3 protein-coding genes and 2 rRNA genes are annotated in these 6880 nt (G+C 44.7%); 2 read left to right on the forward strand and 3 right to left on the reverse strand.

What is annotated here, in order from left to right; translation table 11 throughout:
• Window positions 1–35: 35 nt before the first annotated feature.
• Window positions 36–2180 carry a M3 family metallopeptidase gene (locus L5L91_RS08305; protein ID WP_263236085.1) on the reverse strand — a complete coding sequence of 715 codons (2145 nt, stop codon included), beginning with the start codon at window positions 2178–2180 and terminating at the stop codon, window positions 36–38.
• A 707-nt stretch (window positions 2181–2887) separates the two neighbouring features.
• On the opposite strand from L5L91_RS08305, the gene L5L91_RS08310 reads away from it, so the two are divergent.
• Complete coding sequence (locus tag L5L91_RS08310) at window positions 2888–4933, forward strand: bifunctional 2',3'-cyclic-nucleotide 2'-phosphodiesterase/3'-nucleotidase (protein WP_263236086.1); 2046 nt, start codon at window positions 2888–2890, stop codon at window positions 4931–4933.
• Window positions 4934–5140: 207 nt separating this feature from the next.
• A complete protein-coding gene (locus L5L91_RS08315) occupies window positions 5141–5890 on the forward strand; it encodes a DUF2057 domain-containing protein (RefSeq protein WP_263236087.1) in 750 nt (249 codons plus the stop codon).
• A 529-nt stretch (window positions 5891–6419) separates the two neighbouring features.
• On the opposite strand, the gene rrf is transcribed toward L5L91_RS08315, so the two are convergent.
• Window positions 6420–6535, reverse strand: a 5S ribosomal RNA gene (gene rrf, locus L5L91_RS08320).
• A 187-nt stretch (window positions 6536–6722) separates the two neighbouring features.
• Window positions 6723–6880: ribosomal RNA gene (locus L5L91_RS08325) — 23S ribosomal RNA — on the reverse strand; the annotation flags it as partial.

Here is a 6880-nt window from a genome sequence, read left to right on the forward strand (position 1 = left end):
CCCTAACAAGCCTTTATCTTTTTACAATTAATCAATTAATCGACTAAACCACGGCGCTTTAACAGTGCCTCTGTTGTCGGTTTTTTACCGGTAAAGTGAATATAATCTTGCATGAGATCTTCACTGTTACCTTTAGATAAGACTTCCTTACGGAATTTGTCACCATTATCGGCTTTTAAGCCACCTTGCTCGCCCATATAGGCAAAGGCATCGGCGGCAAACACTTCTGTCCACAAATACGCGTAATACCCTGCGGAATAACCACCGGAGAAGGCATGGCTAAAGTAGCTCGATTTATAACGGGGGGGAATTGGCGCAAAATCAAGACCATGTTTAGCTAGCACTTGGTGCTCAAACTTCTCTACATCGCTAATTTGAGTGTCGGCGCTGATAGAGTGCCATTCCATATCTAACAAGGCCGCTGACAGGTACTCAACTGTATCAAAACCTTGGCCAAACTTATTGGCCGCTAAAATTTTATCAAGCAGCGCCTTAGGAATTGGCTCACCCGTTTTGTAGTGTTTGGCATAGTTAGCAATCACAGCAGGGTCGATATTCCAATCTTCGTTGACCTGTGATGGGAACTCAACAAAGTCACGTGCGGTTGATGTACCAGCCACGCTTGGGTATTTCACTTGCGAGAATAAACCGTGTATCGCATGGCCAAATTCATGGAACAGAGTGGTCACTTCATCGAAGGTCATTAGCGTTGGGCCATCGGCTGGCTTAGGAATATTAAGCGCGTTATAGACAACGGGCTTAGTGCCGAGCAGACCGCTTTGGGTGACGAACTCATCCATCCACGCGCCGCCGCCTTTACCTTCACGGGCATACGGGTCTAGATAGAATAAGCCAATAGAACTGTTATCTTTATCAAAGACTTCAAAGGCTAAAACATCGGAATGCCACACAGGTAAATCGGTACGCGGTTTTAAGCTGATGCCATACAATTTATGCATAGCGAAAAACAGCCCGTCTTTCAGTACAGTATTAAACTCGAAATAAGGCTTGATGCTGCTTTCATCGAGGGAGTATTTCTCTTGACGCACTTTATCGGCGTAATAAGCCCAATCCCAAGGTTGCAGCTCGAAATCACCGCCCGCCTTTTTGATTTCAGCTTGAATATCAGCCGCTTCCATTTTGGCGCGAGCTAAAGCTTTTGGCGCTAAATCATCGAGGATTTCATACACAGCGGCTGGTGTTTTCGCCATTTGATCGGCAACCGCATAGGATGCCCAAGTATCAAACCCCAGTAAATTGGCTTTTTTAGCACGTATTTGCGCCATTTTGACAATCAATGGACCATTGATTGTGACGGCTCTGTGCGCCGAGGTTTCCCATACTTTTTGGCGCAGTTCACGGTTGCTCAGGCTAGAAAGCACAGGTTGGCGTGTCGTGTTGACTAAAGTAATCAAATAGCCTTCTTTACCCGCAGCTTTAGCAGCCGCAGCTAAAGTAGCAATTTCGCTGTCGGATAAACCGGCTAACAGGGCTTTATCAGTCACAACAATCACATCATCTTTAAATGATTTTAAGCTGTTTTGTGAAAAGTCCGTCGCTAAGGTTGCAAGCTCAGCGTTAAAGTCGCGCATCTTAGCTTTATCATCAGCCGACAATTTCGCGCCAGCGCGGACAAACTGCTCATAGTAGTATTCAACTAAACGCTGATCTTCCGCATTTAGGCTGCTCTTTTGCTGGTATACGGCTTCAACACGGGCAAATAAAGTCGGATCGAGATAAATATTATCTCGGTGGGCAGATAGCTTAGGTGCAAGATCCGCTTCGGTTTTCTGAAAATCATCATCAGAAATCAGACCTGCGAGATTAAAGAAGGTACGCGATACGCGCGTTAACAATTCACCCGAGGTTTCCATGGCAAGAATGGTATTGTCAAAACTAGCCGCCTGTTTGTTATTCACAATCGCAGCGATTTCTGCATCGTGAGCTTTAATGCCCTGCTCGAAGGCGGGGGCATAATCTGCAGACTGAATAAGATTAAATTGCGGCGCTTGATCTTGCAGTGGACTCTTGCTCAGCAGCACATTAGTTGCTTCGGCTTTGGCGGCGGATTGAGTCGCAACGGCATTTTTGGCTTCATTGGTGCTTACAGCAGGCTCGTCTGAACAAGCGCCAAGTAACAATGCCGCAGCTACGGCTGTGGTAATAACGGACTTACGCATATTAACTCCCTTGGATGTTGCTGCCCTTTCGATTGTATTTTTAAGGTGAAAGGTGCGCGCAAACGGATTTTGGCTTTCGGTTTACAACAGTCTGTTTTAACGAACTTGTGTAGCTTCGTACGTCAATTTCGATGAACTACCTTAACAAGTTACGCGCATTTCAGCCAAGTTTTACCCGCCCAGAGCACAGCTAATTTGTATCACTTTATGTGTATTACCCGTCTAAATAAGCCTATGCCAACGCTACGCTAAACCTAACTCACCTCAATCAAGCCAAGAGACATGCGAGCATAAGTGATCAACATTGGCTAAAATTTGATGTAAAAGAATTATTTAAAACAATTCTACTGAAGTTTTACGTCAAATATCCCCGACGTAGACAAGGGGCTGAGCAAATAAAATGCCATTCCAATAACAAATATTAATTCTTCTTAATAAACTGTTTACTGTAATTATTTAAACATTGCCGTAACAAATAAACAGGCTAAACGGCTCACTATTTAGGCAAGCAAACCTTGAGTCACAATTTGAAACAGCTTTTATCCGATTAATGTCACATTCAGATCATCAAATGTCTTTATAATTCCCGCTCGTTAACTTAGCGGCAAATTAACCTAACAGTTAAATTACGCTGAATTAACGGGATGATGGGCATGTTCTTTTACGGAGCATGCATTGGGGTCAAATAAATATAAATAGAGATAACTATGTTAAATAAGAAAATACTCGCAGTGATGATCACTGCCGCCCTTGGTGTAAGCGCCTGTAATTCTGATGACGACAAAGTCGTTCAAGCCGATTTACGGGTACTCGAAACCACAGATCTGCACACAAATATCATGGATTTCAACTACTACAGTGGCAAAAATGACCCAACTATCGGTCTAGCCCGTACTGCAAGCTTAATCCACGCTGCACGCAACGAAGCCAAAAACAGCGTACTCGTCGACAACGGCGATCTGCTGCAAGGCAGCCCAATGGGCGATTACATGGCTAAAGTTGGCCTGCAAATGGGTGATATTCATCCAGCCTATAAAGCCATGAACCTATTAGATTATGAAGTCGGTAATATCGGTAACCATGAATTTAACTATGGTTTAGATTTCTTAAATAAATCCATTAGTGGTGCAGATTTCCCTTATATCAACTCAAACGTTTATTGCGCCGACGAAAATGGTTGCTGGAATGAGGTTAAAAAAGGTGAGCATTTATTCACCCCTTATATCATCAAACAAAAAAACATCATCGACAGTGAAGGTAATAATCAAACCATTAACATTGGTTATATTGGTTTTGTGCCACCGCAAATTCTATTGTGGGATAAACAAAATCTGACGGGTAAAGTGACGGTCGAGGATATTATTGAAACCGCGAAAAAATATGTCCCCGAAATGAAAGCCAAAGGGGCCGATATCATTATCGCCATTCCTCACTCTGGCATTGGTTCAACGGAAAATCCTGGCGATCCTATGGCTGAAAATGCCACTTACGCTTTGACTTATGTTGATGGTATCAATGCGATTCTATTCGGCCACAGCCACTCTATCTTCCCTGATACTAAGTATGCCGACTTACCCAATACCGATGTCACTAAAGGCCTACTGAACGGCGTCCCCGCAGTGATGCCAGGTCGTTGGGGTGATAACCTAGGGGTTGTTGACTTTAAACTTGAACGTAGAGATGGTAAATGGCATGTCCTTAGTGCGAAAACGCAAGCTCGCCCCATATATAATGGTGCGACTAAGGAAGAGTTAGTTAGCCAAGATCCCGCAATTAAAGATGCAGTCGCAGCCGAGCACCAAGGAACCCTCGCCTTTGTGGATGAACCTATCGGCGTTGCCGCAGCCGACATGTACAGCTTCCTTACCTTAGTGCAGGACGACCCTACGGTACAAATCGTTTCCGATGCGCAGATCGCTAACGTGAAAGCGAAATTACCTGCAGCATTAAAAGGTCTGCCAGTGCTATCAGCCTCCGCACCCTTTAAAGCGGGCGGTCGCCACGGTACAACCAGTGATGCCGATCAATTTGTGCAAGTTGATAAAGGCCCTCTGACCTTCAAAAACGCCGCCGATCTGTACCTGTATCCCAATACTATGGTGGCAGTCAAAGCAACGGGCGCCGAATTGAAAGATTGGCTCGAGTGCTCAGCGAACCAGTTCAATCAAATTGACCCAGCAAAAACCACCCCACAAGGTTTAATCAATTGGGATGGTCATCCAACCTACAACTTCGACGTACTGGATGGCTTAACCTATAAAATTGATGTGACCCAACCGAGCAAGTTTGACCGCGATTGCGCCGTCGTTAATGCCAACGCAAACCGTATCGTTGATTTAAGCTATAAAGACGAAAACGGCAAAGTCATCACAGGTGAAGAATTTGCCGCGAAAGAATTTATCGTCACCTCAAATAACTACCGCGCCTTTGGGGGTAAGTTTGCTGGTACGGGTAGCGACCATGTTGTACTTGAACTGCCCGATACTAACCGTGAAGCGCTAGCTGCTTATATCACAGCGCAATCTAAGTACAACGAAACCACAGGTAAGTACGAAGCTATGGTCAATCCAAGTGCCGATTACAACTGGGATTTCAAAACCATCACTACCAACGTCACATTGGACATTCGCTTCGAAACCCAAGACAGTGACAAAGCCGCTGCCTTTATCGAAGCCAATAAACAACGTGAAATGAAGAAGATCGGTAAGGATGAACTGGGTTTCGCCGTTTATAGCATCAACCTAACCAAATAAGCGTTCAATCCCGAAATATCATGCTCAAAAAGGCTCCTCGTGAGCCTTTTTTATTCCCTACAGATTAAATTAACGCTAATCTGCGATCTATAAACGGCGTGTCGCCATTTAGTTCATCATGCTCCACACTAAAGGTTAAACCTGCTTTGTGTCGCCAAATATCTGCCTTATTATTTAGCGGCGTCCTCGCAACAACAGAGAAAGCTTATGAAATATCAATCAATCTTATGTGCCACGGCATTAGTGCTGGGGACTGTGCAGCCAGCAACGGCCGATGTTCATCTCAAACTACCTAAAAATGCTGAAGTGTTAACGGTCAATGGCAAGCCAGCCGTAAAGAGTGGCGATCTCGTTTTAGCCGATGGGACCAATCAGATTGCCTTCCGTTATGCCGCGCAATATCGACAACAAGCTGACTCAGTGCATTATCTCTCCGACGTGCTCATCGTCCGTTTTGATGCATCAGCACAAACACTCACGCTGACACTTCCCGCCATCAACTCAGCCAGAGATGCAAAGAAATTTGATGAGTCACCTAAGCTGACACTATTAAATGCTCAAGATGAAGCAGTGGGTTTTACCAGTGATAAATTGATTAAGAATGGCATTCAACTGGGACGGGATTTCGAACACGAGATACTGCAGTACAACCTTAGCAATCATCCGGCTTCATTAAATCTCACTATGAATACCGCAACAACGCAAGCAAGCGACGCCATTGCACCAGTATTGGCAAGCCAGCCGCAAATACACCAAACATCAGCAGCCACATCCACGAGCTTGATCGCGCCAGCAGTTATGTCGTCAGCAGTCGCAGCGAACAATGATAAGGCTCAGCAAATCACTCCAGCGACGACAACTAGCCAAGCTGAAATCAGTCAAATGCTGGATTACTGGTACAAACAAGCTAACGACAATACCAAAGCCAGCTTCAAAGCTAAAATCAACAAAGAGTGACCCATAGAGCACGCAAGCGTTGAAGAGAGTATTTGTCCTCTAACCATCAACATTGCTTCAGCTATCTATTTCAGACCGCCAGCTTAGTGTCACTATGAACTGGCGGCTCTATTAGAGTTCATAAAATGAGAACTTAGTAAAACTTAAGCTCATTAAGAAAGTGTTCAGTAAACCCATTACCACTTCACAGCTTAATGTTATTTCAAACAATGAAACGGTTTCAAAAACGCTAAAACATGTAAATTGCAGACGCAAAAAAACCAGCTTATCAGCTGGCTTCGTTACATCTCAATGAGATCATTAGGCGCTTGGCGGTGACCTACTTTCTTTTATCCCTGAAGGGGATACATGGGGGCGAGTCATCATTGCCTAAAATGCGCAGCATTTTGATGATGTGTCGCGCGGAGCAATGTATTGCGCAGCTGGGGACCCCGCTCAGCGGCGGGTTGACATCGAGATAAGTTTTCGCGAAGCGTATAAACACAAAAGCCCTAGCGGTTTAGGCTAGGGCTTTTGTGTTTATTTGGATGCTTGGCGATGACCTACTCTCACATGGGGAGACCCCACACTACCATCGGCGCGTTTGCGTTTCACTTCTGAGTTCGGGATGGGATCAGGTGGTTCCACAAGGCTATTGTCACCAAGCAAATTCTGTTTATTACCGTGTCCATCTCTGGMYCACGTTAATAATAATTYGRAAAGCTGATTTTCTGTTGAGTCTTTAACTTTATCAAGTRTCTRTATTCTGTCTAAGGCTTTCGTACGACCTCCATGGAAGGAGGAAGTGCTAGAAAATGTCTGGAACATTTTCAGTAAAACCCATCTGGGTTGTATGGTTAAGCCTCTCGAGTCATTAGTACATGTTAGCTCAACGCCTCACAACGCTTACACACCATGCCTATCAACGTCCTAGTCTCGAACGGCTCTTTAGAGGAATTAAATTCCTAGGGATGACTCATCTTAGGGCTCGCTTCCCGCTTAGATGCTTTC

Origin of the sequence: Shewanella sp. SM55 (assembly GCF_025654025.1) — a bacterium.
GTDB lineage: Bacteria > Pseudomonadota > Gammaproteobacteria > Enterobacterales > Shewanellaceae > Shewanella > Shewanella oncorhynchi.